General features: G+C 61.9%; 21 protein-coding genes and 1 pseudogene. 8 read left to right on the top strand and 14 right to left on the bottom strand.

Features of this window, described 5'->3' with window-relative positions; genetic code table 11:
- Nucleotides 1-23: 23 nt before the first annotated feature.
- Nucleotides 24-1,451, bottom strand: coding sequence for a di-heme oxidoredictase family protein (locus tag C0058_RS25810; protein WP_102369805.1), 1,428 nt, complete (start codon nucleotides 1,449-1,451; stop codon nucleotides 24-26).
- Nucleotides 1,452-1,590: 139 nt separating this feature from the next.
- On the opposite strand from C0058_RS25810, the gene C0058_RS25805 reads away from it, so the two are divergent.
- On the top strand, nucleotides 1,591-2,154 hold the full coding sequence (locus C0058_RS25805) for an NAD(P)H nitroreductase (protein ID WP_003214103.1): 564 nt from the start codon (nucleotides 1,591-1,593) through the stop codon (nucleotides 2,152-2,154).
- 149 nt (nucleotides 2,155-2,303) lie between these two features.
- Here the strand turns inward: C0058_RS25805 and C0058_RS33330 are convergent, their stop codons facing one another.
- The 8 genes and pseudogenes from C0058_RS33330 to gap all read right to left on the bottom strand — a co-directional run bounded on the left by C0058_RS33330 (nucleotide 2,304) and on the right by gap (nucleotide 11,309).
- Nucleotides 2,304-3,059, bottom strand: coding sequence for a methyl-accepting chemotaxis protein (locus C0058_RS33330; RefSeq protein ID WP_371857030.1), 756 nt, complete (start codon nucleotides 3,057-3,059; stop codon nucleotides 2,304-2,306).
- Nucleotides 3,060-3,161: 102 nt separating this feature from the next.
- A pseudogene (locus C0058_RS33325) lies at nucleotides 3,162-4,301 on the bottom strand (HAMP domain-containing protein); the annotation flags it as partial.
- A 264-nt stretch (nucleotides 4,302-4,565) separates the two neighbouring features.
- Nucleotides 4,566-4,967: a YbaN family protein gene (locus tag C0058_RS25795; RefSeq protein ID WP_008435511.1), complete on the bottom strand. Its 402-nt coding sequence runs from the start codon at nucleotides 4,965-4,967 to the stop codon at nucleotides 4,566-4,568.
- A gap of 170 nt (nucleotides 4,968-5,137) precedes the next feature.
- Nucleotides 5,138-5,746, bottom strand: coding sequence for a biliverdin-producing heme oxygenase (locus tag C0058_RS25790; protein ID WP_003214109.1), 609 nt, complete (start codon nucleotides 5,744-5,746; stop codon nucleotides 5,138-5,140).
- A 131-nt stretch (nucleotides 5,747-5,877) separates the two neighbouring features.
- The gene (locus C0058_RS25785) at nucleotides 5,878-8,457 is read right to left on the bottom strand and encodes a TonB-dependent receptor (protein ID WP_102369803.1); all 2,580 of its coding nucleotides are present in this window, start codon (nucleotides 8,455-8,457) and stop codon (nucleotides 5,878-5,880) included.
- Between the two features lie 117 nt (nucleotides 8,458-8,574).
- Complete coding sequence (locus tag C0058_RS25780; protein WP_102369802.1) at nucleotides 8,575-9,543, bottom strand: FecR domain-containing protein; 969 nt, start codon at nucleotides 9,541-9,543, stop codon at nucleotides 8,575-8,577.
- A 61-nt stretch (nucleotides 9,544-9,604) separates the two neighbouring features.
- Nucleotides 9,605-10,123: an RNA polymerase sigma factor gene (locus C0058_RS25775; protein ID WP_003214115.1), complete on the bottom strand. Its 519-nt coding sequence runs from the start codon at nucleotides 10,121-10,123 to the stop codon at nucleotides 9,605-9,607.
- Between the two features lie 184 nt (nucleotides 10,124-10,307).
- Complete coding sequence (gap, locus tag C0058_RS25765; RefSeq protein WP_003214117.1) at nucleotides 10,308-11,309, bottom strand: type I glyceraldehyde-3-phosphate dehydrogenase; 1,002 nt, start codon at nucleotides 11,307-11,309, stop codon at nucleotides 10,308-10,310.
- 221 nt (nucleotides 11,310-11,530) lie between these two features.
- On the opposite strand from gap, the gene edd reads away from it, so the two are divergent.
- From edd to C0058_RS25745, 4 genes are all read left to right on the top strand, one after another.
- A complete protein-coding gene (gene edd, locus C0058_RS25760; RefSeq protein ID WP_003214119.1) occupies nucleotides 11,531-13,357 on the top strand; it encodes a phosphogluconate dehydratase in 1,827 nt (608 codons plus the stop codon).
- Nucleotides 13,354-14,310, top strand: a complete 957-nt coding sequence (locus C0058_RS25755) for a glucokinase (RefSeq protein WP_003214122.1) — start codon at nucleotides 13,354-13,356, stop codon at nucleotides 14,308-14,310. The genes edd and C0058_RS25755 overlap by 4 nt, the downstream gene beginning before the upstream one ends.
- Before the next feature lie 154 nt (nucleotides 14,311-14,464).
- The gene (locus C0058_RS25750) at nucleotides 14,465-15,196 is read left to right on the top strand and encodes a response regulator (RefSeq protein WP_003214124.1); all 732 of its coding nucleotides are present in this window, start codon (nucleotides 14,465-14,467) and stop codon (nucleotides 15,194-15,196) included.
- Complete coding sequence (locus tag C0058_RS25745; protein ID WP_003214126.1) at nucleotides 15,186-16,655, top strand: ATP-binding protein; 1,470 nt, start codon at nucleotides 15,186-15,188, stop codon at nucleotides 16,653-16,655. The genes C0058_RS25750 and C0058_RS25745 overlap by 11 nt, the downstream gene beginning before the upstream one ends.
- 152 nt (nucleotides 16,656-16,807) lie before the next feature.
- Here C0058_RS25745 and C0058_RS25740 read toward each other — a convergent pair whose 3' ends face one another.
- Nucleotides 16,808-17,737 carry an AraC family transcriptional regulator gene (locus C0058_RS25740; RefSeq protein ID WP_102369801.1) on the bottom strand — a complete coding sequence of 310 codons (930 nt, stop codon included), beginning with the start codon at nucleotides 17,735-17,737 and terminating at the stop codon, nucleotides 16,808-16,810.
- A gap of 326 nt (nucleotides 17,738-18,063) precedes the next feature.
- Between C0058_RS25740 and C0058_RS25735 the strand changes: the two genes are divergently transcribed.
- Both C0058_RS25735 and C0058_RS25730 read left to right on the top strand, forming a co-directional pair.
- A complete protein-coding gene (locus tag C0058_RS25735; RefSeq protein WP_003214130.1) occupies nucleotides 18,064-18,405 on the top strand; it encodes an antibiotic biosynthesis monooxygenase family protein in 342 nt (113 codons plus the stop codon).
- A 43-nt stretch (nucleotides 18,406-18,448) separates the two neighbouring features.
- A complete protein-coding gene (locus tag C0058_RS25730) occupies nucleotides 18,449-18,697 on the top strand; it encodes a hypothetical protein (RefSeq protein WP_003214132.1) in 249 nt (82 codons plus the stop codon).
- A gap of 140 nt (nucleotides 18,698-18,837) precedes the next feature.
- Here C0058_RS25730 and C0058_RS25720 read toward each other — a convergent pair whose 3' ends face one another.
- On the bottom strand, nucleotides 18,838-19,470 hold the full coding sequence (locus tag C0058_RS25720; protein WP_102369799.1) for a flavin reductase family protein: 633 nt from the start codon (nucleotides 19,468-19,470) through the stop codon (nucleotides 18,838-18,840).
- 195 nt (nucleotides 19,471-19,665) lie between these two features.
- Here C0058_RS25720 and C0058_RS25715 point away from each other — a divergent pair, with 195 nt between their 5' ends.
- Nucleotides 19,666-20,421: a hypothetical protein gene (locus tag C0058_RS25715; protein WP_102369798.1), complete on the top strand. Its 756-nt coding sequence runs from the start codon at nucleotides 19,666-19,668 to the stop codon at nucleotides 20,419-20,421.
- Between the two features lie 62 nt (nucleotides 20,422-20,483).
- Here the strand turns inward: C0058_RS25715 and C0058_RS25710 are convergent, their stop codons facing one another.
- From C0058_RS25710 to C0058_RS25695, 3 genes are all read right to left on the bottom strand, one after another.
- Complete coding sequence (locus C0058_RS25710) at nucleotides 20,484-21,803, bottom strand: MFS transporter (protein WP_010169987.1); 1,320 nt, start codon at nucleotides 21,801-21,803, stop codon at nucleotides 20,484-20,486.
- Between the two features lie 289 nt (nucleotides 21,804-22,092).
- Nucleotides 22,093-23,418 (bottom strand): sigma-54 dependent transcriptional regulator, encoded by a 1,326-nt coding sequence (locus tag C0058_RS25700; protein ID WP_102369796.1) that lies wholly within the window; start codon nucleotides 23,416-23,418, stop codon nucleotides 22,093-22,095.
- A complete protein-coding gene (locus tag C0058_RS25695; RefSeq protein ID WP_003214141.1) occupies nucleotides 23,412-25,178 on the bottom strand; it encodes an ATP-binding protein in 1,767 nt (588 codons plus the stop codon). The genes C0058_RS25700 and C0058_RS25695 overlap by 7 nt, the downstream gene beginning before the upstream one ends.
- Nucleotides 25,179-25,289 lie beyond the last annotated feature (111 nt).

The following is a 25,289-nucleotide window of genomic DNA, read 5'->3' as shown; positions in this document are numbered from 1 at the left end:
CCCTTCTGTAATTAGGACAAAGCTTATAAAGAATTCAGAAATGCCAGCAACGCGGCGCGCTGCTCGGCATTGAACGACAACACATGCTGCTGCGCCGCCTGGGCTTCACCGCCGTGCCACAGCACGGCCTCCATCAGGTTGCGGGCGCGGCCGTCATGCAAGAACTGGGTGTGGCCACTGACGGCTTGCGTCAGGCCAATGCCCCACAACGGCGGCGTGCGCCAGTCGCGGCCACTGGCTTTGAATTCGCTGCGGTTGTCGGCGAGGCCGTCGCCCATGTCGTGCAGCAGCAAGTCGCTGTAGGGGCGAATCACCTGGTTAGCCAATTCAGGTTCGGCGGCGGTGGGCGCCGTGGTGAATTGCGGGGTGTGGCAGCCCTGGCAACCGGCCTGGTAGAACAGGTTTTTCCCGGCCAGCACTTGCGGTGCGTTGACGTCGCGGCGGGCGGGGACGGCCAGGTTGCGGGTGTAGAACAGCACCAGGCGCAGGATGTTGTCGCTGACCTCAGGCTCGCCATCCGGGCCATTGCCGTTGGGCGCCTGTTTGCAGGCCACTTGTGCATCGGTGCAGTCATCGAACGGTCTCAGGGAGGTGGTCAGGCCCATATCACCAGAGAACGCGTGAACATTTTGTTGATTGAGGTTCGGTTGCCCGGCTTTCCAGCCAAATCGACCGAGTACGGTCTTGTGTTGCGCGTCGTCCCAGACCCAATTCGCCCGCCCGACAATGGCGTCCTTGTCGGCGGTTTTCGGGTCGGTGTTGCGCAGGATGTCGGCGTCGGGGATCGCTTCGAGCAGCCCCAGGCCGATCATCGGCGGTGCAACTCGCGCCGAGAAGCGCGTGTCGGGGTGCATCGGCCCATAACCGAGCTGGGTGATTTGCAGGGCCGGCTTGCGCAATTCGACCACGGTGCCGTCCTTGAAGCGGACGTTGACCGGCGTGTAGTCGACCCGCACCTTGCCCTCCGGGGCGACGCCGGGCACGGCCATGTCCTGCAATTGCCCACCGTAGACCGGTTCGGGGACTACACCCAGTTGCTCGATGACCTTCGCATAGGGCGGTGCATCGGGAATCGACAGGCGTACCAGCATCGACACCGCGTTGGGCGCATCGGGCAATGGCGGATGCCCACGGCCATCCTTGATATGGCAGTTCTGGCAGGCATTGGTATTGAACAGCGGGCCCAGCCCGTCGCGGGCAGTGGTGGTGGACGGGGCAATCACCCAGGGGCTGCGAAAGAAACTGTTGCCGACGCTGAAGTCCAGGCGCCGGGTGGGCGACAGGTTGGCCGAGGGCAGGGAGAAGGCGTTCTGGTCGGTCTTCCTCACCGTGGTCGCGCCACCGGCACGCGCTTCACCAGGCTCGGCCTTGGTGAATCGCGGGGCGTCATCGCAGGCACTCAGGCTCAAGGCCATCAACAGTGCAGACAGGCGAAGGGGCGAACGGGACATCAGTCTTCCTGAACGTAGGCTGAAAATAAGGCCGCAAAGTCTAACAGGGCAGGGCGGATTGAATAAGAGCAATTATCGTTTGGTGGTATCCGATTCATTCCCGCTAGAATGACCGCACATTTTTCTCTGGAGGTGGCCAATGCAGGCTCTCGACGCTTTGCTCAACCGTGTTTCCGTGCCGCGACTGCTGGACCCGGCACCGACCCAGGAGCAGCGCGACCTGCTGTTCGCCGCTGCCATGCGCGCGCCCGACCACGGCCAACTGCGCCCTTGGCGCTTCCTGACGGTGGAGGGTGCGGCACGTGAGCGCATGGGCACCCTGCTGGCCGAAGCCGCCCGCCTGCAGGACGCCGACGCGCCCCAGGCCGCGATCGACAAGGCGCAGAACGGCCCGCTGCGGGCGCCGTTGGTGGTGGTGGTGATTGCCCGCCTGCAAGAACATTTCAAAGTGCCAAAATCCGAGCAGCTGCTGGCGGCGGCCTGTGCGGCTCACGGGATTCTGCTGGCGGCGTACGCCCAGGGGATCGGCGCGGTGTGGCGCACCGGTGAGTTGTCGTACTCGGCCCATGTCGCCAAAGGCCTCGGGCTGAAGGCGGATGAGGAAGTGATTGGCTTCCTCTACCTGGGCACCCCACAAAACCCGCCGCGTACCGCGCCGAAAGAAGACCTGGCGCCGTTTGTGGCGGCCTGGACGGGTCAATAAGGCACCGCGACTCTAAATGTGGACGGGCTTGTGTGGGAGCGGGCTTGCTCGCGAATGCGGTGTGTCAGTCAATACATGTACCGACTGATCCACCGTATTCGCGGGCAAGCCCGCTCCCACATTTGGTGCTTACTGGCTTCAAGCCCGGGTCAAACCCGAAACTGATCCATCAGCTTCATCTGCTGGCTGGCCAGGGCATTGAGCTGGCTGCTGATGGCCGCCGATTCGGTGGCCTGGCCGGTCAGGGTTTCGGTCACTGTGCGGATTGCCGAGACGTTGCGGTTGACCTCCTCGGCCACCGCACTTTGCTGCTCGGCGGCGCTGGCGATTTGCAGGCTCATGTCGCTGATCACCGTTACCGCATCGCTGATCTTGCCCAGGGCCTGCACCGCCTGATGAATCTGCCCGGCGTTGTTCTGCGCCTGGGTCTGGCTCGAATGCATGGTCGCCACCACTCCACGGGTGCCAGTCTGGATGCGCTCGATCACCAGGCGAATCTCCTCCACCGAGTCCTGGGTACGCTTGGCCAGGTTGCGCACCTCGTCGGCCACCACCGCAAAACCGCGCCCGCTTTCCCCGGCTCGCGCCGCTTCAATCGCAGCGTTCAGGGCCAGCAGGTTGGTCTGTTCGGCGATGCTGCGGATCACTTCCAGTACCGAGCCGATCTGCTCGCTGTTCACCGCCAGGGCTTCGACTTCGGTCACGGCCTTGCTGACTTCTTCGGCCAGGGTGGTGATGTCGCGGGTGCTGCGTTCAATGATCTGCATGCCTTCGCGGGCTGACTGGTCGGCGCCGCGGGCCGCGCTGGCGGCGTTGGAGGCGCTGTTGGCCACGTCGTGGGCGGTGGCGCTCATTTCATTCGAGGCGGTGGCCACCTGGTCGATCTCACGGAACTGCACCTGCATGCCTTCGCTGGTCTGGCGCGCGATTGCCGAGGACTGGTCGGCGGTGCCACGGGCTTCGGTGATGCTTTGCTTGATCTGCGCGATGGTCGGCTGCAGCTTGTCGAGGAAGCGGTTGAACCAGTTCACCAGTTCCCCCAGTTCATCTTTTTTACCGTAGGCCAGGCGCTGGGTGAGGTCGCCGTCGCCGCTGGCGATTTCCTTGAGCATGGCGGCCACGCTGTTGATCGGCCGGGTCACGCCGGTGGCGGTCAGCCAGATCAGCAACAGGCCCAGCAGCCCGGCGGCTGCGCCTACCAGCAACGCCTTGACGGTGCCACTGGCCTGAGCCTTGTCGAGCACCGCCTGGAGTTTGAGCGAGTCTGCCAGCAGCACTTGTTTGGGCAGTTTGATCACCACGCCCCAGGATTTGGCGTCGGCAATCGGTTTGACCGGGTACACGGCGCGAATCGTGCCGTCTTCCTCGCGGATCTTGCGGGTATCGCTGGCCAGCAGTTGCACGATCTCTTTGCCTTCGGCACCGAGGGTGTCCACCAGGTTTTTGCCGACTTTGGCCGGCTCGCCGCTGTAGCCGGCGATCAAGCCGTTACCGGACAGTATTTCGAGAATTCCGGCGCCGTTGAACAGTTCTTTTTGCGCCGCATCGGTCGCCGCTTGCAGGGCATTGAGGGCGAGGTCCACACCGACCACGCCGATCACTTTGCCGTCGACCAGCAGGGGCAGGGAAATGGTGGTCATCAACACCGGCTTGCCGGCTACGGTGTCTTCATACGGGTCCAGCAGGCAGGTGTTTTTTGTGTCTCGTGGGCAGGTGTACCAGATGTTGTAGGGCGTGCCGCTGAGGTTGAGGGTGGTCTTGGTCAGGTCATCCTCGACCATCACGGTGTTCAGGCCTTCACCGCCGGCGCGGCTCCAGTAGCTGGAAAAGCGGCCTTTTTCGTTGGACACACGGGCGGCATCATTGACGAATTCACTGTCTTTGCCATCGAGGGCGTTGGGCTCGAACGACAGCCAGATGCCGAGCACCTTGGTGTTGCGGTCGAAGGCGGTTTTCAGGCTGTGGTTGAGTTCTTCACGCAAGGCCCCGGCATCCAGCGAGCGCTTGGCGGCCAGAGTGCGCAGGTCCTTGATCTGGTCGGCCAGGGCCGTTACCACCAACAGGCTTTCACCGAAGGTTTTTTGCAGTTGCACCGCTTGCTCGGCGGCCTTGGCCTGCAGCAGGTTCTGCACACTGTCGGTGAGCATTCGCGAGCTTGAATCGCTGATCAGTTGATCGTTCTGGCTGGTCTGGTAAAGGTTCATGCCCACAACAAGGGCAATCACCCCCAGCAGGCACAGACCGGACAACAGCACGATTTTCAAGCGAATGGAGAGGGTGTCGAACATAGAAGTACCCGCGAATGGACTTATTAGTATGCAAGCTCAGGCGAGTCCATTCGGCGCTATGCCCGGAACATCGGCTTGGGCCGGCAGTTCATGAGCGGGAGCCGATGAGCGGTAGTGGGGGTGTCAGGTGGGTTGCGGGAGACGTTCCGGTCGCGACCAGATCCACAGGTTGCCCATGCTCATTCCGGCGATGGCCAGGTAGATCGGCCAGCCGTGGTCGAGCATCACCAGCATCAGGCCGGCGCACAGCAGCATGCTCACGGTGGCGCTGACTTTGGCCCGGCGGGCGATGATCTTGCCATTGCGCCAATTGAACAGGATCGGCCCGAATAGCCGGTGGTTTTCCAGCCAGGCACTCAGGCGCGGCGAGCTTTTGGTGGCGGCCCAGGCGGCCAGCAGGATGAATTCGGTGGTGGGCAAGCCCGGTACCACAATCGCAATCAAGCCGATGCCCAGGCTGACGTAGGCCAGCAGGCCGAACAGGACGCGGGCGATTTTGGATGAGGATTGGGTTTTGCCGGTCATGGGTGCGGTTTGCATGGATGGATTTACGAAGGATTCAAAGTGAAACCGGATCAAAATGTGGGAGCGGGCTTGCTCGCGAATGCGGTGGTTCAGTCACCAGATATATTGACTGATCCACCGCATTCGCGAGCAAGCCCGCTCCCACATTTGATTGCATTCCAATCAGGGAATCAGGCCAGCTCAGGGGCGCTAGCGTACGCCTGTTCCAGCAACACGGTGAAGCGCACGAACGCATCAATCGCGCCTTTCTCCACTTCGGCTTCTTCTTCAGCGGTGAATTCCAGTGCGTCGAGGGTGCGGGTGAAGCGCTTCCAGCCTTCAGCGCGACCCCCCGCAGGCTCGCCCAGGTGACGGGCACCGAAGGTTTCGCTCAAACCCAGGCCCACGGCACGCTTGATCAGGAACGCGGCGCCCAGCTTGGAGCCTTCGGACACGAACAGCCAGCCCAGGGCTTCGGCCTTGCTCGGGTTTTTCACGGCGCCGGCCACCGGGGCCGGTACTTCGGTGTCCAGGTCGCCCAGGTCCAGTTTGGCTGCTTCGGCACGGCAGCGTTCGGCGAGGTCAGGGACGATCTTGATCAACTCTGCATCGTTGTACAGCGCCACCAGCTCCGACTGGAACAGGTACTGCGCGACCACGAAGCGGGCGAAGTTGGCCTGGGTTTCAAACGGTGCATGGGCCTTCACCAACGCATCGAGCTTGGTGTGCGGTTCATTGGTGATCTGGTTCAGGCGCTGGGAGCGCAGGGCTGCACGTTCTGCGGTAGGGGAGGCGGTCATCGGGGAGTCCTTGAGAAGAGAAAGCGTCTGGTTGCCAGGCTGTTATGAACTAGACGAACCAGAAGACGCGTCACAGTAAAAAATCCTCACCCCGGCGCAGATTAAATCGCGCCGGGATGAGGCTCCATGGATCAGATGTCCCAGATCAGGTTGATCGCAAAGTTGCGGCCCGGCTGGGTCAGGCGGTCGAGGTTGGCCGGGCCGGTCACACCGGCTTCGCCGACGCTGTCGTAGCTGCGCACGTCATCCCAGTTCCAGTATTTCTTGTCCGTCAGGTTGTACAGGCCGCCGTTGATGGTCACGTCGTTGGTGACCTTGTAGAAGCCGGTCAGGTCGACGATGCCAAAACCCGGGGTCTTGAACGGGCCGTTGGCGCTGTTGCCGTCAGGGGCGAAGAAGGTGGTGCTGTCGACGCGGTCCTGTTTCTTGACCAGGGTCCAGCTGACCAGGGCACCGTAGTTCTGCTGGTCATAGCCCAGGCCGAACACGCCCTTGAGCGGGTTGACGCTGTTCAACGGTTCGCCGTTGTCGTCATTGCGCCCGTAGGTGTAGGCAATCGAGCCTTGGGTATACAGGCCCTGCGGTGCGCCGAATGCGTCGAGGCTCAAGCGGCCCTTGGCCTCCACGCCCTTGATGGTGGCGTGCTTGATGTTGTTGGCTTCGAACTGCTGGACGGTGCCACCGGCAACCGAGGCATCTTCGTCGATGAAATCACGGTACTTGTTGTAGTACACCGCCACATCAAACGAGCCCGAGTCGAAGTTGCCGCGAATCCCGGTTTCGACGCCCCGGCTGCTTTCCGGCTTGAGGTCCGGGTTGGGTTCGACGGTGTAGCGCTGCTGCAGGTTTTCAAAGCGGCCATACAAGGCCTTGGCCGATGGCGTGCGATAGCCTTCGGCGTATTGGCCGAACCAGGTGTATTGCTCGGTCAGGGCATAAGTGATGCCGAATTTTGGCGTTACACGGTGCCAGTTCTTTTCCGAATCGCTGTGGTCGTAGATGCGTGTCGGGTCAACGGTATTGAGGAATTCCTGGGTCAGCTTGGGTTTGAGCTGGATGTAGTCGTACCGTACGCTGGGCAGGAAGGTCCACTTGTCCCAGGCAATCTGGTCCTGGGCAAACAGCGCGTAGGAGTTGATGGTCGGGTCGGGGAAGTCGCTGGCTTTTTTCACGCTGTCGGCGGCCGACGGGCTTGGTGCACCGATGGCGGTGCAGCCTGCGCCGACCGCCAGGCAGGTCGCGGCGCCTTCACGGGAACCGGTGACTTTCTGCTGCTTGAGGGTGGTGCCGTAGGTCACGACATGGTCGGTTTCGCCGATGCTGAAAGCCTTGTCCAACTGCGCGTCGAATACCCATTGCTTCTCTTCGTACAGGGTCTCGCGGGTGCGCAATACCTTGCGCGATGGCTGGTAGATTTCTGCGGTGGTCTGGTCGGTCTTGGCGATCTGGTAGTTGAGGCTGGTCTTGATGTGATCGGCAATCGGCGAGTCGAGGGCGAACTTGTTTTCGATGCCGAAGCGTTCGCGGGTGATGGTGTCGTTGCCCGTGCGGCCGCGGTAGAAGTTGAAGCCCTGGCCACCGACAAACGGGCCACCCACTGCGTTTTTCAGGTTGGTGTCGCGATCGTCCTTGAACTTCTCGTAGGTCAGGCCCAGACGGTTGTCTTCGCCGTAGTTCCAACCCAGTTTGGCCAGCACGTTGGTGGTGCGCGCATCTTCCGGGTTGGCGCCGGTGCGGGCCAGGCCGGTGGCGTTATTCCCGTCGTAGGATTCCATCTCGTGACCGTTGCGCTGGCTCAGGTGCAGCAAGCCGTCGAAGTCCTGCACGCGACCGGCGACGGTGCCGGAGGTCAGCCAGCTCTCATCGGCGGAGCTGTAGCCGGTCTTCAGGCGCGCGCCGTAGTCCTGGCCGGGCTTGATGATGTCGTTGGGGTCGAGGGTGAAATAGCTCACCGCGCCGCCGATGGCGCTGCTGCCGTACAAGGCCGAGGCCGGGCCGCGCAGGATTTCCACGCGCTTGACGATTTCCGGGTCGACGTAGTTGCGGCGGGTCTTGGCGTAGGGGCCGTTGAAGAAGTTGTCGGGGACTTCGACGCCGTCCACCTGGGTCAAGATGCGGTCGCCGTCGATCCCGCGAATGTTGTAGCCGGCATTGCCGGAGCGGGTGCCGGCACCGCCCACCGAAACACCTGGCTCATAACGCACCAGTTCACGGATGGTGTTGACGTTCTGGCGGTCCAGTTCTTCGCGGTCGTGCACGGTCACGGTGCTGGGCACGCTGTCCACGGCCTGTTCCTGGCGGGTGGCACTGATGGTCATCTGTTGCAGGGTGATGGCGCCGACGGCGACGCGTTTTTCCAGCACGATGTTGTTGTTGCCCAGTTTGCGATAGCCCAGGTTGGTCCCCACCAACAGCCGGTCCAAGGCTTTATCCGCCGGCAATGAGCCGCGTACGCCAGGGGACGACACACCCTGGCCCAGTTCTGCCGGCAGGCCGACTTGCCAGCCGGTCACCGCGGTGAAGGCGTTCAGCGCCGAGACCAGGGATTGCTGCTCGATGCTGAAGCTGTAATTGCCCTGGCTGCGGCTGGCAGGCTCGGCGGCGGTGGCGGCCATGACGGGCGCACCGGCCAACAGGATTGCGGCCGTCAGCAGCGACAAGCCCTGGCGGCGAACGGGCGAAGAGGACCGGCGGTTGAAACGAGACGACATCGAGAGCGCTCCGGAAGGTACGAATCTTATAGTTGCGCACTGAATCAAATAGGAATCAGTTGCATTGGCTATAACGAGACGTATCGTCGCTGGCTATCGAGTAAAAATAATTCTCATTTAGTTCAGGATCACCAGCGCCGGGTATTCCGAGAGCTTGGCCGAGGTGATGTGGGCCAGGGAGCGCACCACGTCGAGCGGCTGGTCGAGCCGGTAATTGCCGGTGACGGCCACGCTGGCGAGCCTGTCGTTGTTGTTGACGATCCAGCCGGGGTAGTAGCGACGCAATTCGGCCAGCACTTCGCTCATCGGGCAGTTTTCGAAGATCAGCCGGCCGTCGACCCAGGCCAGGTCCTTGGTGGTGTCGAGTTTGGCCGGTTGGCCGAAGCCCTTGGGCCCGATGCGGATACTTTCGCCGGCGCTCAGGCGCACCCGCGCGTCGTCAAACGTGTTGCTCAGGTCGACATCACCACGCTGTACCTGAACCTGGGCTTCACCGTTCAAGTAGCGCACCGCGAAAGAGGTGTCGCGCACGCTGGCGCGCACCGGGCCGGCGTCGATTTCCAGGGGCAGGCCACGGCTGGGCAGCACTTCGAAAAACGCCTCGCCCTGATACAGGCGGGCGATGCGCTGGTGGTCCTTGATGCTGCTGGAGAAGGCTGAGTTGGTGTTGAGCAACACTTTCGAGCCATCGTCCAGCTGCAGGCGCTGGCGTTCGCCCACCACGGTCAGATGGTCGGCCTGCAGGCGCATAGGCAGGTTGCTGAAGCTGAACAGGCCCAGCAGCAACACGGCGGCAGTGGCCAGGGGCTTCCAGTGCGGTTTGATACGGCGCCAGGCGCTGGGTTTGCGTGGCGCATTCAGGGCGACGGCAGCGCTGTGAACCGGCGCGCCGCCCCAGGCAGTCTGGGCCTTGATGAAGGCTTCGGCGTTTAACGGGTCGTTGGCGAGCCAGGCTTCAAATTCCGCCTGCTGCCCGGGTTGCGGGCACTGCAAGGCGATCAGCCAGTCGAGGGCTTGGTCCATGGCCGCGTCTTGCAACACCTCATGAGCCAGCTCATGGGGGTGCCGTTGATTCGGTTCCGTCACGGTGTTCCTCGGGTCTTCGCCACGTTTTAATCAATAGTCCTACAGACTGTGCCGCCAAAGCTTAAGGGCGATCCAGTCTTTCGGCCACACCTATGCAGATGGCCATGATCAGTTTCAGTTCCTTCTGTACGGTGCTCAGGGACACGTCGAGCTTGTCGGCGATCTCCTGATAGCTGCAACCGTGCAGGCGGCTGAGGATGAATATCTGCTGCTGGCGGGCGCTCAACTGGCCGAGGCTGACACTCAGGTGCTCGAGCAATTGCTCGGCCTGTGTCGCGTCTTCGGGGGTGCTGACGGGGGAGGCGACGCTTTGCAGGACGTCCAGCGGGACATCTTCCTGCAGCGTGCGGGCCTGAATCCTGCGGGCGCGCAGGTGGTCCAGCGCCAGGTTGCGCGCCGTCTGGTAGACAAAGGGTTCGAGGTGGTCGATCGGCCGCTCGCTCAGGGCCCGGGTAACGCGCAGGTAGGTTTCCTGCAACAGGTCCTCGGCGGTGCTGTGGTTATTCACCATCCGCTGCAAGGTGCGCAGCAAAATCACCCGTTGGGTGAGGAAGACTTGGTTGAAACGAGATTGGCTCACAGTGATACCAGACCGATTTGCAGCGAATGATAATGCTTATCATCAACGCAAATGGCAAGTGGCACTTTGGATTACTGTAGGAGCGAGCTTGCTCGCGAAGGGCGTCAACGATATCGCTGGCATCCTGAATAAACGCGGTGGTTTTGCGTTTTTCGCGAGCAAGCTCGCTCCTACAGGCCGAGCATTACTCGGCGTTGCACAGCGCCAGGCAGTTATCCAGCATCCGGTTCGAGAAGCCCCACTCGTTGTCATACCAGGCCAGCACTTTCAGCAGTTTGCCGCTGACCTTGGTGTGATTGGCGTCGAAGATCGACGAAAGCGGGTTATGGTTGAAGTCACTGGAAACCAGCGGCAGGGTGTTGTAGCCGAGGATTTTCGAGTGCTGGCTGGCTTCTTTCAGCAGCGCGTTGACCTGCTCGGCACTGGCTTCTTTTTTCAGTTGCACGGTGAGGTCCACCAGCGACACGTTGATCACCGGTACACGCACGGCCATGCCGGTCAGCTTGCCTGCCAGTTCCGGCAGCACCAGGCCCACGGCTTCGGCAGCGCCGGTCTTGCTCGGGATCATGTTCTGGGTGGCCGAGCGCGCGCGGTACGGGTCGGTGTGGTAGACGTCGGTCAGGTTCTGGTCGTTGGTGTAGGCGTGGATGGTGGTCATCAGGCCGCTTTCGATGCCCAGCTCGCGGTGCAGCACCTGGGCCACGGGCGCCAGGCAGTTGGTGGTGCAGGAAGCGTTGGAGATGATCTGGTGGGATTGACGCAAAATGTCATGGTTTACCCCGTACACCACGGTGGCATCGGCGCCCTTGGCCGGGGCCGAGATGATTACCTTGCGCGCGCCGGCGGTAATATGGGCGGCGGCCTTGTCACGGTCGGTGAACAGACCGGTGCATTCGAACACCACGTCCACCTTGTGCGCAGCCCACGGCAGGTCGGCCGGGTTGCGAATGGCACTCACGGCAATCCGGTCACCGTTCACGGTCAGGCTTTCCTGATCATGAGCGACCTCTGCGTCGAAAGTACCGTGGACGGTGTCGTATTTAAGCAGGTGGGCATTGATCGAGCTGTCGCCGAGATCGTTGATGGCGACGATCTGCAAATCCTGACGGTAGCCTTGGGTATAAAGTGCGCGCAGGACATTACGGCCAATACGGCCAAAACCATTGATAGCGATACGTAGAGTCATTGGAAGGTGCCTGTCGTCGATTTGTTGTAAGAATTACAAGATTATTCGCATAAAAATAGAAAACAAGCCTTTTTAGTGGCAATATTTTGTTCAATCTACAACGAGTGACCTGAATCAACTGGTCCGATTGGTCAAGCAACACCCTGCCAACCTCTTCGCGGCGGGCTTTTGACCAGCATAGACACTCAGGTCGCCACATCCGTTAGCCTGGAGTTCTATACATGCATCCCCGCGTACTTGAGGTCACCGAACGGCTTATCGCCCGCAGCCGTGCAACCCGTGAGGCATACCTTGCGCTCATTCGCGGCGCTGCCAGCGACGGCCCGATGCGCGGCAAGCTGCAATGCGCCAACTTTGCCCACGGCGTGGCCGGGTGTGGCACCGAAGACAAAAACAGCCTGCGCATGATGAACGCCGCCAACGTGGCAATTGTTTCGTCATATAACGACATGCTGTCGGCCCACCAGCCATACGAACATTTCCCCGAGCAAATCAAAAAGGCCCTGCGTGAAGTCGGTTCTGTTGGCCAGTTCGCCGGCGGTACCCCCGCCATGTGCGACGGCGTGACCCAGGGCGAGCCGGGCATGGAGCTCAGCCTGCTGAGCCGCGAAGTGATTGCCATGTCCACGGCGGTAGCGCTGTCCCACAACATGTTCGACGCCGCGCTGATGCTGGGTATCTGCGACAAGATCGTCCCCGGCCTGATGATGGGCGCCCTGCGCTACGGCCACCTGCCGATGATCTTCGTACCGGGCGGCCCGATGCCGTCGGGGATCTCCAACAAACAGAAAGCCGACGTGCGCCAGCGCTACGCCGAAGGCAAGGCCACTCGCGAAGAGCTGCTGGAATCGGAGATGAAGTCCTACCACAGCCCGGGCACCTGCACCTTCTACGGCACCGCCAACACCAACCAGTTGCTGATGGAAGTCATGGGCCTGCACCTGCCGGGCGCCTCGTTCGTCAACCCGTACACGCCGCTGCGTGACGCCCTGACCCGCGAAGCCGCGCACCAGGTCACGCGCCTGACCAAGGCCAACGGCAGCTTCACGCCGATCGGCGAGATCGTCGACGAGAAATCCATCGTCAACTCCATCATCGCCCTCAACGCCACTGGCGGGTCCACCAACCACACCCTGCACATGCCGGCCATCGCCATGTCGGCGGGCATCATCCTGACCTGGGATGACATGGCCGACCTCTCCGAGGTGGTGCCGACCCTCTCCCACGTGTATCCAAACGGCAAGGCCGACATCAACCACTTCCAGGCGGCGGGAGGCATGTCGTTCCTGATCCGCGAACTGCTGGAAGCCGGCCTGCTGCACAACGACGTCAACACCGTGGCCGGTCATGGCCTGAGCCGCTACACCCAGGAACCGTTTCTGGTGGACGGCGAGCTGGTATGGCGTGAAGGCCCGATTGAAAGCCTCGACGAAACCATCCTGCGTCCCGTGGCCCGTGCGTTTTCTCCGGAAGGCGGCCTGCGGGTAATGGAAGGCAACCTCGGCCGGGGTGTGATGAAGGTCTCCGCCGTGGCCCTCGAACATCAAATCGTCGAAGCCCCGGCCGTGGTGTTCCAGGACCAGCAAGACCTGGCCGACGCGTTCAAGGCCGGTGAGTTGGAAAAAGACTTTGTTGCGGTGATGCGTTTCCAGGGCCCGCGCTCCAACGGCATGCCGGAATTGCACAAGATGACCCCGTTCCTCGGCGTGTTGCAGGATCGTGGCTTCAAAGTGGCGTTGGTAACAGACGGGCGCATGTCCGGCGCCTCGGGTAAGATTCCCGCCGCGATTCACGTCAACCCCGAAGCCCAGAGCGGCGGGCCACTGGCACGTGTGCGCGATGGCGATATCATTCGCGTGGATGGCGTCAAAGGCACCTTGGAGCTTAAGGTGGACGCCGAAGAATTTGCCGCGCGCGCGCCTGCCACGGGCCTTCTGGGCAATAACGTGGGGGCCGGTCGCGAGTTGTTTGCGTTTATGCGTTTGGCTGCAAGCTCCGCAGAGCAGGGCGCCAGCGCCTTTACCTCTGCCTTGGAGACACTTAAGTGAAGCTAGCGCTGGTCGGTGATATCGGTGGTACCAACGCCCGTTTTGCGTTGTGGCGGGATCAGGAGCTGCATTCGATCCGCGTCCATGCGACGGCGGATCATGCCAGCCCGGAAGAGGCGATCCAGGTCTATCTGAAGGAAGAAGGCCTGGCCATCGGCTCGATTGGCGCGGTGTGCCTGTCGGTCGCGGGGCCGGTGAGTGGAGATGAATTTAAATTCACCAACAATCACTGGCGCCTGAGCAAGACTGCGTTCTGCAAGACCTTGCAGGTGGACGAGCTGCTGCTGGTGAATGATTTCTCGGCCATGGCCCTGGGCATGACCCGCCTGAAGCCCGACGAATTCCGCGTGGTGTGCGAAGGCACGCCGGAGCCGTTGCGCCCTGCGGTGGTGATCGGCCCGGGCACCGGCCTGGGCGTCGGCACCTTGCTCGACCTCGGCCATGGCCGTTGGGCGGCATTGCCGGGGGAGGGCGGCCATGTCGACCTGCCCGTGAGCAGCCCGCGTGAAGCCCAGCTGTGGCAGCACATCTACAATGAGATCGGCCATGTCAGCGCTGAAACTGCCTTGAGCGGTGGCGGTTTGCCCAGGTTGTACCGGGCGATCTGCGCGGTGGACGGTCACGAGGCGGTTCTGGAAACTCCCGAGGCCATCACTGCCGCTGGCCTGGCGGGCGACCCGATTGCCTTGGAAGTGCTGGACCAGTTCAGTATCTGGCTGGGCCGCGTTGCCGGTAACAACGTGCTGACCACCGGCGGTCGTGGTGGCGTGTACATCGTGGGTGGGGTGATCCCGCGCTTTGCCGATTTCTTTATCAAGAGTGGTTTTGCCAGGAGTTTTGGCGACAAGGGCTGCATGAGCGACTACTTCAAAGGCATTCCGGTGTGGCTGGTGACGGCACCGTATTCAGGGTTGACAGGTGCTGGTGTGGCGCTTGAGCAGGCATTTGCGTAGGCAGTGATGGCCTCTTCGCGAGCAAGCCCGCTCCCACATTCAATCCCATTCCAACTGGATGAATGAGGTCGAATGTGGGAGCGGGCTTGCTCGCGAAGGCGGCCTCAAGGGCAACAAATGACTTAAGCTTGGCCATAACAACAAGGAGGACCCCGTGAGCGTAATCAGTAAATCCATTCTCCTGGTCGACGACGACCAGGAAATCCGCGAGTTGCTGCAAACCTACCTCAGCCGCGCCGGTTTCCAGGTGCGCGGCGTGCCGGATGGCGCGGGGTTCCGCCAGGCGATGAACGAAGCGCCGTGCGACCTGGTGATCCTTGATGTGATGCTGCCGGACGAAGACGGTTTCAGCCTCTGCCGCTGGATCCGCCAGCACCCGCGCCAGGCCCAGGTGCCGATCATCATGCTCACCGCCAGTTCCGACGAAGCCGACCGCGTCATCGGCCTGGAGCTGGGTGCCGACGATTACATCGGCAAACCCTTCAGCCCCCGTGAGTTGCAGGCCCGTATCAAGGCCTTGTTGCGGCGCTGCCAGTTTGGCCAGGAGCGCAGCGGCGGCGAGGTGCTGGTGTTTGGCGAGTGGCGCCTGGACATGGTCAGCCACCGGCTGTTCCACGTCGACGGCGAGGAAGTGATTCTTTCCGGCGCCGATTTTGCCCTGCTCAAACTGTTCCTCGACCACCCCCAGCAAATCCTCGACCGCGACACCATCGGCAACGCCACCCGTGGCCGCGACCTGATGCCCCTGGACCGGATTGTCGACATGGCCGTCAGCCGTCTGCGCCAACGCCTGCGCGACACCGAAAAACCACCCCGGCTGATCCGCACCGTGCGCGGCAGTGGCTATCAATTGGCAGCCAGCGTGGTTGCCGGCAATGCCCACTGAGCGCCTGCGTGAACTGCGCCGGCGCATCCCGGTACCGCGTTCGCTGCTGGGGCGGATGTTACTGCTGACCCTGTTGGCGGTGCTGTTTGCCCAGGCGTTGTCCAGCGTAATCTGGGTCTCGCAATTGCGCGCTACCCAGCTTGAAGGCCTGGTAACCGCCGCCCGCAGCCTGGCGCATTCGATGACCGCCAGCGTCAGTTATTTCCGCTCGTTGCCGGTGGCCTTCCGGCCGTTGGTACTGGACCAGTTGCGCAGCATGGGCGGTACCCGGTTTGTGGTGACGCTCAACGACAAGCCCCTGGACATGGCGGTATTGCCGGAAACCCCGCGCAAGCATGCAGTGCTCGGTGCTGTCGAAGAAGTGTTGCGCCAGACCCTGGGCAGCGACGTGCATGTTTCGGTGGAGTTCGTCAGCGCCGAAGACCTGCGCATCTTCAACGCCGGCTTGAAACTCGACGAACTGCCACGTTCCTGGGCGCATTACGCGCTGACCCTGGAACCGGTGAATCCGCCGGTGTTGGTCACCCAGATCCAGCTGGCCCAAGGCGAATGGCTCTACATTGCCTCCTTGCTGCCCGAACCCTACACCAGCCTCGAAGAACAAGGCCTGCCATACCAGCAGGTGTGGTTTATCGTGCTCACCAGCGGCTTCCTGCTGCTGTTTATCGGCCTGTTGGTGCACTGGCAAAGCCGTCCACTCAAGCGCCTGGCGAGGGCGGCGCGGGACATGTCCCTGGGCGCCGACGTGGAGCCGGTGGCCGAAGGCGGCGGCAGCGAAGTGGTGGAAGTAGGCCGCGCGTTCAATGCCATGCGCGAACGCATCAGCCGTTACCTGACCGAACGCAGCCAGCTGTTCAGCGCCATTTCCCACGACCTGCGCACACCCATCACACGCCTGCGGTTGCGGGTGGAATTGCTGGAAGACGAGAACCTGCAAGCCAAGTTCGGCCGCGACCTGGATGAACTGGAATTGCTGGTCAAAGGCGCGTTGCAGTGCGTGAAGGACACCGACATCCACGAAAACATCGAACCGGTGGACCTCAACCACGTACTCGACTGCCTGGTGGAGCCGTACCTGGCGCCCAACGGCAATGGGCGCGTGACCCAACATGGTCGGGCACTTACGACGTACCCGGGCAAGCCGCTGGCGCTCAAGCGCTGCATCGGCAACCTGATCGACAACGCCCTGAAGTACGGGCAGAACGCCCATTTGCACATTGAAGACGATGGCGCGGAGTTCATCCTCCACGTCGACGACGAAGGCCCGGGCGTGCCGGAACAGCGCCTGGAGCAGGTCTTCGAGCCGCACTTCCGCCTGGCCGGGCAGCAACAGGGTTACGGCCTGGGCCTGGGCATCGCCCGCAACATTGCCCACAGCCATGGCGGTGAAGTGAGTTTGCAGAATCTGCGGGAGGGCGGTTTGCGGGTGACCTTGCAACTGCCTCGTGGCCTGGATTGAACACCACCAATACTGCAGCTGATTGAGTACTTGTGGCGAGGGAGCTTGCTCCCGTTGGGGCGCGAAGCGGCCCCAAAAGATGGGACTGCTGCGCAGTCCAACGGGAGCAAGCTCCCTCGCCACATTATTAGTATCCGGTGTTATAACCGTGGTTAGACGCTCTGGCGCAACCTGGCCAGATCCCGCAACGGCGGCGCACCAAACAGCCGGCTGTATTCGCGGCTGAACTGTGATGGGCTCTCATAGCCCACCCGATACCCCGCCGCCGAGGCTTCCAGGCCCTCGGCGATCATCAACCGCCGAGCCTCCTGCAAGCGCAACTGTTTTTGGTACTGCAACGGGCTCATGGCGGTCATCGCCTTGAAGCGGTGGTGCAAGGTCGAGACGCTGAGGTTCACTTCCTTGGCCAGGTCATCAATGCGCAGGGGCTGTTCGTAGTTGCCGTTCAACCAGGTGATCGCCTGGCTCACCCGATGGCTCTGACTGTTGGCGACGGCAATTTCATACAGCCGATAACCCTGTGGACCGCGCAACAGGCGATAGAGAATTTCCCGATTGATCAGCGGCGCGAGCATTGCGATGTCTTTCGGTGCGTCGAGCAATCGGGTCAGGCGCAGCACAGCGTCCAGTAACTGGTTGTCCAGGCGGTCGACATACATCCCTCGGGAGGTCGGGCGCGGGGGCACGCCCATCGGCCCGGCTTCGGCAATCAGTGCGGTGATCTGTGCCGGGTCGATATTCACCCGAATCGACAGGTTGGGGTCTTCCGGCGTGGCATCAAGGATGCGCCCGGCCACCGGCATCGCTACCGAAAACACCAGGTAATTGAGCGGGTCATAGGCGAATACTTCATCCGCCAAACGCACTTCCTTGCGCCCCTGGGCGAGGATGCACAGCGCGGGCTCAACCAGCACCGGCGTGAATTCACGCGGGGAGTTATGACGGTTGAGATACAGCGACGTGATCGCCGTGCCGTAGGAACCATCCTCCCAGGTATGCCGGCGAACGATGCCGGCGAGTTCTGCGCGCTGCTTTTCCATATCGGCGTCGAGGGGGGTGGAGCGAAGTTCGGGCGACGACATGGGACATCCTCTGGTGCTTTGACGATGGGCACAGCTTAAGGGCGGCTTTGCAAAAAGCGGTATTTCGATTCTGCACAATCCTTGCCTGATCCTGCGAAAAATCGTGAATCAGGCAAGCCGGGGCCTGTCATGCCCCTGAAATACGGCAGTCATGCCGGGAATAAACTTCGCAGGCCGATTGCTATATCTACGTATCTCGCAGGATTGTGCAATAAGCCAGCAGGAATTGACTAACCGCATCCACCCCCGCGCCCGTATCTTTGATCCTATGGCAACACGCCCTCACAGTGCTTGCCGAGCATCACTTCTCAACGGGAGAGTCGAACATGTCCACCCCCATTCCCGCGAGCCATATGGCCTTTATCCGTGCCCGTACCGGGTACAGCACCGAACTGGGTGCACGCTTGAGCAGTTTGATCGAACCGGGCCGCCAGGCTCAGGGTTGCCTGCAATTCTCGTTGCAGCACTCCCTGGCCGACCCGGATGTGTGGTTGGTGTCGGGCTTCTGGAGCAGCGAGCAGGCGATGAGTGCCTACTTCAGCTCGCCGGCGCTGATGGTCTTCACCGAGTTGTTGAATGACATGGTGGTTCGCAGCATGGACTTCCAGACCTTTACCGACGCCTCGGCGGCCAATGCCTATGGCGAGTACCTGCAACTGGCGGGCTAGTGCTTTAGAATGGCCGCCTTTCCCATTGGCCAGGACCTGCAACATGGCACGTAAAGAGTTTGCCCACCACGAAGCCGTTTCCGCCTTGGTGCGTGAAGAAGAGGGTGGCTATAGCGCCGCCATCGCCGTCAAGGCGCTGGATGGCATGGGCGCACCGCGCTTTCACAAGATCCTCGATGGACAGACGTTCAAGACTGCCTCCGACGCCGACGATGCCGCAGCGCTGCAACTGGAGCGCTTGGTCGATGTAGATGAAGACGGTCAGCTCTCTTGGGCAACTTCCGCCAACTGAAAACACCGCTGATCCAAATCTGGGAGCGGCTTGTGTGGGAGCGGGCTTGCTCGCGAATGCGGTGGATCAGTTGGCATATGCATGGACTGACACGCCTCCTTCGCGAGCAAGCCCGCTCCCACATTTTTATCGCATTCCAATCAGCGTTGCGTGGCGCCTGGGCGGTACATTTTGAACAGCGCTTCCGGCCCCAACTGAAAATAATCCGCCGGGCCACCTCCACGCAGGATCGGCTGGGCGGCAGCCGTGTCGTACACCCCGTCTTTCAGCAGCCATTTGGCGATATGCACCGCGACCACCTCACCAAGCACCAGCCAGCTAGGCACCAGCTCCTTGTCGGCGCGCTGCAGCTGAATGATCTGCGTCACCTTGCACTCGAACGACACCGGGCTTTCGCCCACGCGAGGCACGGCGATCACCTTTGAAGCCACCGGCGTCAAGCCGGCCAATTCAAACTCGTTGACCTCGGGTGATACCGGCGCGCAACTCTGGTTCATCTGCTCGGCCAGCGGGCGGGTAGCCAGGTTCCACACGAACTCACCGGTCTGTTCGATGTTGTTCAGGCTGTCTTTGCGCCCGACACTGGAAAACCCAATGATCGGCGGAATGTAGTTGAACGCGTTAAAGAAACTGTAGGGCGCCAGGTTCAGGCGGCCCTGGCTGTCGTGTGACGAAATCCAGCCAATCGGGCGCGGGCCGACGATCGCGTTGAATGGGTCATGGGGCAGGCCGTGGCCGTTGGCGGGTTCGTAGAAATGAATATCGTCGGACATGGCCGGGGTTCCTGCTGCGCGGTTCTGGGGAGGGCATCATAGTGCAATCCGGCGCGGCGGATTTCTATCATCCATATGGAATTTTCATACAGCCCCCACCTATTTTTCACAGCTCCCGGGTCAGTCTGCGCGCCAGGTCGACACCCCCTGTAAGTCGACCGATTGAACGACTGAGCCTTTGGAGCCTTCTGCACAATGAACAAACTTCCTCAGATCACCCTGGCGTTCTGGGTCATGAAAATCTGCGCCACGACCCTGGGCGAAACCGCCGGGGACTTGCTGTCGATGACCTTGAATGTCGGTTACGCCATCAGCTCGATGATCCTGATCAGCGTGTTCCTGGTCACTCTGGTGACGCAACTCTGGTCGAAAACCTACAACCCGGTGCTGTACTGGATCGTGATCCTGTCCACCAGCACCGCCGGCACCACCATGTCGGACTTTATGGACCGCACGCTGGGGCTGGGTTATGCCACGGGCTCGATGATTCTGGTGTCGATCCTGGTGGCGATCTTTGCCCTGTGGCGTATCAGCGGCGACTCGCTGAACGTGAACAAGGTGCAGACCTTTCGCGGTGAGCTGTTCTACTGGATGGCGATCCTGTTCTCCAACACCCTGGGCACGGCGCTGGGGGATTTCCTCGCGGATGATTCCGGGCTGGGGTTCGCTGGTGGCGCGTTGCTGATCGGGGCGAGTATCGCGGTGGTGGTGTTGCTTAAATACCTCACGCGGATTTCGTCGGTGCTGCTGTTCTGGGTGGCGTTTGTGTTGACCCGGCCGTTCGGCGCAACCCTGGGTGACTTCCTGACCAAACCCCATGAAAAGGGCGGGCTGGACTTTGGCACCATCGGCTCGTCGGCCGTGTTGGCGGCGGTGCTGGTGGTGATGATTGCCGGGGCGGCGTATGCCCAGCGTCGGTATGGACGCCAGGCGGCTGCCGAGCTGTCTTGAGGGCAATGAAAAAGGGCCGTGTCATTGACTGACATGGCCCTTTTTTTACGCCTGCCGAACCCTTAGTCCGTAGTAATCCGCGAATGCTTGCGGGTGTCCTTCATGGTCACATACACCAACAGCGACACCGCAATACACGCGGTGACGTACCAGTAGTAACCGGTTTCCATACCAATGCTCTTGAACCACAGCGCGATGTATTCAGCGGTGCCGCCGAAGATCGACACGGTCAGTGCATAGGGCAAGCCAACGCCCAGGGCGCGGATTTCGGTGGGGAACAATTCGGCCTTCACCACGGCGTTGATCGAGGTGTAGCCGCTGACGATGATCAGCGCCGCCATGATCAGGAAGAACGCGCCCCACCAGGTCTGGATGGTGTGCAGGGTGGTGAGGATCGGCACGGTGAACAGGGTGCCGAGGACGCCGAAGGCGATCAGGATCGGCCGGCGGCCAACCTTGTCCGACAGCCCGCCGATGATGGGTTGCAGGCACATGAACAGGAACAGCGTGGCCGCCGAAATGGTGGTGGAGTCGGAGATGCTCATGCCGACGGTGTTCACCAGGTATTTCTGCATGTAGGTGGTGTAGGTGTAGAACGCCAGGGTGCCGCCCATGGTCAGGCCGACCACGGTCATCAGTTCCTTGGGGTGGCGCATCAAGGTGCGCATTGCGCTTTCCTTGGCCTTTTCTTTCTTGGTGAACGACTCGGTTTCTTCCATGCCACGACGCAGGTACAGCGCCACTACCGCGCACAGCGCGCCGATGGCGAACGGGATACGCCAGCCCCAGTCGTACAGTTGTTCGGTGGTCAGCAATTGTTGCAGCACGATCAATACCGCCAGGGCGATGAGCTGGCCGGAGATCAGGGTCACGTACTGGAAGCTGGAGTAGAAGCCCCGACGTTCCTTGGTCGCCATTTCGCTGAGGTAAGTGGCGGAGGTGCCGTATTCACCGCCGACCGACAGCCCCTGCAGTAAGCGGGCGAATACCAGCAGGATCGGCGCACCGATACCAATGGCTTCATAGCCCGGGCTCAGGGCAATCAGCAAAGAGCCGAAGCACATCAGGTACACCGAGGCCATCAAGGCCTTTTTACGTCCGACCTTGTCAGCGTACAGGCCCATCAACCAGCCACCGATCGGGCGCATCAGGAAGCCCACGGCGAAGATCGCGGCGGTGTTCAGGAGTTGGGCGGTGGTGTCGCCTTTCGGGAAAAAGGTCTTGGCGAAATACAGGGAGAAAGCCGCGTAGACGTACCAGTCGTACCACTCGACCATGTTGCCGACCGATCCGCTGAAGATCGACCTGATACGGCTGGAGGTGGTGCGTTCTTTTGCCGGCGCAGCCGCCGACCCCAGAGGCAGGGAGTTGGAGTTATCCATTTAAGGATCCTTCATCTAATTGTTTTTGTGGAGCGCGCGGTAGTGCAGCCTGGCTGGGCTATAGCAGGAGCTGTGCCAAGCCGATGAAGGCCCGGTCTAGAAGGGTTTGCGGAAATTTTTGAGCGGAAAATTGCTGATGAATCAAGGGGGATGAGCGGAAAACCGCCGACGAAGATCGCTCCCACGCTCTGCGTGGGAGCGCATCCTGTGACGCTCCGCGTCACGATTTTAAGGGCGGACGCGGAGCGCCCAGAGCTGCATCCCCACGCGGAGCGTGGGAACGATCGGGTTAGAGGAACGTATCCCGCGCCAGGCCATGGCGCTGCATTTTTTCATTGAAGGTGCGCCGTGGCAGTTGCAGCTCGGCCAGCACCGCCTTGATATCGCCTTTGTGCCGGGTCAGCGCGGCTTTCAGGCAATGGGCTTCAAATGCTTCCTGCTGCGCCGCCAACGATTGCCCGGCTTCGATGCCTTCCGGCTCCGGTTCACCCAGCCCCAGCACCTGGCGTTCCGCGGCATTGGCCAGCTCCCGCACATTCCCCGGCCAGTCATGGCTGAGCAGGCGCCCCAGCGCGGGTCCGCTCAGCGGCGCGAAGTTGCGGCCCAGGCGCTCGGCGGCGCTTTGTGCAAAGTGCTCGAACAGCAGGGGAATGTCTTCCCGGCGTTCCCGCAGCGGTGGCAGGCGCAGTTGTGCGACGGTCAGGCGATAGGCCAAGTCCTCGCGAAAACGCCCGGCGCGAGCTTCGTCCAGCAGGTCGGGTTTGGTGGCGGCGATGATCCGCAAGTCCACCTTGATGCTTTGATTGGAACCGAGCCGTTCGAGTTTTTGCTCCTGCAACACCCGCAGCAATTTCACCTGCTGGGCCAGCGGCATGCTTTCGATCTCATCGAGAAACAGCGTGCCGCCATTGGCGTATTCCAGCTTGCCGATGCGCTTGCCCTGGGCGCCGGTGAACGCGCCACTTTCATGGCCGAACAGCTCGGCTTCAAACAGCTGCTCGGGAATCGCCGCGCAGTTCAGCGCCACAAACGGCTTCTTCGCCCGGGGGCCGAAATCATGCAGGCAACGGGCGACCAGCTCCTTGCCGCTGCCGGTTTCGCCGCGAATCAACACATTGACCGGCAAGCCGGCCAGGTCCAGGACTTGCCGGCGCAGGTTCTGCAAACCCCGGGACACCCCCAGCAGGCTCGATTCCAGTTGGGCCCGGTGATCGGCCTGCTGATGCAAGCGGCGGTTTTCCAGCACCAGCCCGCGCTTGTCCAGCGCCCGGCGCAGGCTGCTGAGCAGGGCCTCGGGGCTGAAGGGTTTTTCGAGGAAGTCGTAGGCGCCGTCGCGCATGGCCTCGACGGCCATCGGCACATCGCCGTGGCCGGTGAGCAGAATCACCGGCAGGTCGGCGTCACGCCGCTGCACTTCAGCCAGCAACTCCAGGCCGCTGAGGCCGGGCATGCGCACGTCGCTCAGGATCACCCCGGGAAAGTCCCGGGGCAATTTCGCCAGGCATTCTTCGGCGCGGCTGAACAACTGCACCTCAAAGCCCGACAGGCTCAGCCATTGCTCGACGGCCGTGCGAATGCTGGCTTCGTCGTCGACCACAATCACCGCATTCAACATAGGTCTGGCGTCTCCAGTGCGATGGGCAAGGTCAGGGTAAAGATCGCCCCGTCACCTTGATTGCCGGCGCTCAGGCGCCCGCCAAGTTCGTGGACGATAGCGTACGACACGGCGAGCCCCAAGCCGAGCCCGTCGCCCACCGGCTTGGTGGTGAAGAACGGGTCGAACACGCTGTTGAGGTTTTCCTCGGCGATCCCGCCGCCGCTGTCGCTGACGGTCAGGTGCCATAGCTGCTGATCGGCGTGCAGACGGATCTCCAGGCGCTTGCGTGGCTTGTCGGCCATGGCGTCGAGGGCGTTGCGCAGCAGGTTGATCAGCACCTGTTCGAGGCGGATCGCGTCGCCGCGTACCCAGGCCGGGCGGGTCAGGTCCAGTACGGTGCCGATGGCTTCGTCCCGCAGGCGCGCATCGAGCAAGTGCAGGGACTGGTCCACCACCGTCGCCAGGTCGAGGCGTTCGCGCAGGCCGCTGGGGCTCTTGCGGGCGAAGGTCTTGAGGTGGCCGGTGAGCGCGGCCATGCGTGTGAGCATGTCGTCCAGCGGGGTCAGGGCCTGGTAGGCGTCGTCCACCCGGCCATGGTCCAGCAGCAGCCGCAGAGTCGCCAACTGCATGCGCTGGGCGGTCAATGGCTGGTTGATTTCGTGAGCGAGGGCGGCAGACATCTGCCCCAGCGCTGCCAGTTTGGCGGATTGCACCAGGCCATCCTGGGCAGTACGCAGGGCGCGGGTGCGTTCTTCCACCAGTTGTTCAAGTTCTTCGCGGCTGCGCTGGCGCAAGCGGGCGAGGCGCCAGCGCTGGGTCAGGAACAGCACCAGGAACACCAGCGCCAGCCACGAGCCGGCGGCGGCGAGGCCGGCGTTGCGTTGGTCTTCAAAGGCAAACTGTGGCTTGCGCAACAGGTGCAAGGTCCAGCCTTCGGCCTTCAGCGGCAGGGACTCCCAAATGTAATTGGCCTTGCCATCGGGGCCGTCGACGCGCATCAGGTGGCTGTTTTCGTCAAAGCGTTGCAAGGCTTCAGTGTCCAGCGGCAGCAATTGTTTCTTGTCGTATTGGCGGGTGGCCTTGAGTTCGGCGTGGTCGCTGTCCGACAACGGACGCAGCGCGCGGTAGCGCCAGCCCGGCTGATTGGCGATAAACACAATGCCCCGGGCATCGCTGACCAGCAGCAAGTCATTGCCCTGGGCCCACTCGCGCTCCAGTTCCGGGAACTCAAGCTTGACCACCATGGCGCCGAGGAACTGCTCGTTCTCGCCGACCACCGCGCTGGAGAGGAAATACCCCGGAATCCCGGTGGTCACGCCCACTGCATAAAAACGCCCGGTGCCCTGGCTCAGGGTTTGGCTGAAGTAGGGACGAAACGCGTAGTTGTGCCCCACATAACTGCTGGGCAGGTTCCAGTTGCTGGCGGCCACGGCCAGGCCGTTGCGGTCCATCAGTTCCAGGGTCGAGGACTGGGCGGCGCCGTTGATGCGCTCCAGCTTGCGGTTGAGCAAATCCTGGGTGGCGGTGTCCAGCGGGCCCTTCAGGGCGCTGATCATTTCCGAGTCCAGGGCCAGCACGGCGGGCAGGGCGCGGTAACGTTCGATCAGGGTGTGCAGGGAGTTGCCATAAAGCATGAGCTGCTGATTGGCGCGGGCGGCGTCATCCACCAGGGCCAGGCGTTCGGCGTGGCGGGTGGCCAGGGCGGCAGCCAGCATCGCACCGGCGATGATCAGCAGGGAGTAGAAGGTCAAACGCAAAGGCCGGGGAATCGCGATCATTCGAGGATGAACAGTGCAATTGGGGGCGAGCACCATAGCATGAGGCGCATGGCTGTTGTGGCGAGGGAGCTTGCTCCCGCTGGGGCGCGTAGCGGCCCCAAAAAAATGGGA

Source organism: Pseudomonas sp. NC02 (assembly GCF_002874965.1).
Taxonomy (GTDB): Bacteria; Pseudomonadota; Gammaproteobacteria; order Pseudomonadales; family Pseudomonadaceae; genus Aquipseudomonas.
Note: the sequence above shows the minus strand (reverse complement) of the source record. Positions and strands in the feature narration are given on the sequence as shown.

What these genes read in the sequence shown, in the direction of transcription:
- C0058_RS25810 (WP_102369805.1), bottom strand. Translation starts at nt 1,451, where the DNA reads ATGTCCCGTTCGCCCCTTCGCCTGTCTGCACTGTTGATGGCCTTGAGC.
- C0058_RS25805 (WP_003214103.1), top strand. Translation starts at nt 1,591, where the DNA reads ATGCAGGCTCTCGACGCTTTGCTCAACCGTGTTTCCGTGCCGCGACTG.
- C0058_RS33330 (WP_371857030.1), bottom strand. Translation starts at nt 3,059, where the DNA reads ATGCAGGTGCAGTTCCGTGAGATCGACCAGGTGGCCACCGCCTCGAAT.
- C0058_RS25795 (WP_008435511.1), bottom strand. Translation starts at nt 4,967, where the DNA reads ATGACCGGCAAAACCCAATCCTCATCCAAAATCGCCCGCGTCCTGTTC.
- C0058_RS25790 (WP_003214109.1), bottom strand. Translation starts at nt 5,746, where the DNA reads ATGACCGCCTCCCCTACCGCAGAACGTGCAGCCCTGCGCTCCCAGCGC.
- C0058_RS25785 (WP_102369803.1), bottom strand. Translation starts at nt 8,457, where the DNA reads ATGTCGTCTCGTTTCAACCGCCGGTCCTCTTCGCCCGTTCGCCGCCAG.
- gap (WP_003214117.1), bottom strand. Translation starts at nt 11,309, where the DNA reads ATGACTCTACGTATCGCTATCAATGGTTTTGGCCGTATTGGCCGTAAT.
- edd (WP_003214119.1), top strand. Translation starts at nt 11,531, where the DNA reads ATGCATCCCCGCGTACTTGAGGTCACCGAACGGCTTATCGCCCGCAGC.
- C0058_RS25745 (WP_003214126.1), top strand. Translation starts at nt 15,186, where the DNA reads ATGCCCACTGAGCGCCTGCGTGAACTGCGCCGGCGCATCCCGGTACCG.
- C0058_RS25740 (WP_102369801.1), bottom strand. Translation starts at nt 17,737, where the DNA reads ATGTCGTCGCCCGAACTTCGCTCCACCCCCCTCGACGCCGATATGGAA.
- C0058_RS25735 (WP_003214130.1), top strand. Translation starts at nt 18,064, where the DNA reads ATGTCCACCCCCATTCCCGCGAGCCATATGGCCTTTATCCGTGCCCGT.
- C0058_RS25730 (WP_003214132.1), top strand. Translation starts at nt 18,449, where the DNA reads ATGGCACGTAAAGAGTTTGCCCACCACGAAGCCGTTTCCGCCTTGGTG.
- C0058_RS25720 (WP_102369799.1), bottom strand. Translation starts at nt 19,470, where the DNA reads ATGTCCGACGATATTCATTTCTACGAACCCGCCAACGGCCACGGCCTG.
- C0058_RS25715 (WP_102369798.1), top strand. Translation starts at nt 19,666, where the DNA reads ATGAACAAACTTCCTCAGATCACCCTGGCGTTCTGGGTCATGAAAATC.
- C0058_RS25710 (WP_010169987.1), bottom strand. Translation starts at nt 21,803, where the DNA reads ATGGATAACTCCAACTCCCTGCCTCTGGGGTCGGCGGCTGCGCCGGCA.
- C0058_RS25700 (WP_102369796.1), bottom strand. Translation starts at nt 23,418, where the DNA reads ATGTTGAATGCGGTGATTGTGGTCGACGACGAAGCCAGCATTCGCACG.
- C0058_RS25695 (WP_003214141.1), bottom strand. Translation starts at nt 25,178, where the DNA reads ATGATCGCGATTCCCCGGCCTTTGCGTTTGACCTTCTACTCCCTGCTG.